Annotated in this window: 1 pseudogene; it reads right to left on the minus strand. The window is 46.5% G+C overall.

Annotated features, from left to right (window positions below):
* Window positions 1-523: pseudogene (locus tag AB4653_RS28310) on the minus strand (phosphoribosylformylglycinamidine synthase); the annotation flags it as partial.

Consider the following 523-nt stretch of genomic DNA (forward strand, 5'->3'; position numbering starts at 1 on the left):
GCAGACAGAACGTGCTCTGGTGTCGTTTCAAAGGTGTTCTTAATCATCTTGAACAATGATTTTTCTTGCTTAACGCCATCGATAGTCCAGTCAGCGTTAAAGATCTTGTGACGACAGTGCTCTGAGTTCGCTTGTGCAAACATCATTAGTTCGATGTCAGTCGGGTTACGACCTAGCTTCTCGGTGAAGCTTTCAAGAAGGTAATCGATCTCATCTTCTGCAAGTGCAAGACCTAGGGTAACGTTTGCTTTTTCAAGCGCTTTACGTCCGCCAGTTAATAGGTCAACTTCCGCATAAGGAGCAGGCTCAGCCACGGTAAATAGTGCCGCCGCTGATTCGAAGTCAGTGAAAACCACTTCCATCATACGGTCGTGCAGGATTGCTTTCAGCTCAACAAGTTGAAGCTCAGAAAGTTCGGCAGAGGTTTCAATGTAGAAAGCAGTACCGCGCTCTAGACGTGACACTTTAGCCAGTCCACAGTTGTGTGCGATATCTGTTGATTTTGAAGACCAAGGCGAGATAG

Origin of the sequence: Vibrio sp. 10N.222.48.A3 (assembly GCF_041475345.1) — a bacterium.
In the GTDB taxonomy this organism is placed as follows: Bacteria; Pseudomonadota; Gammaproteobacteria; order Enterobacterales; family Vibrionaceae; genus Vibrio; species Vibrio tasmaniensis_A.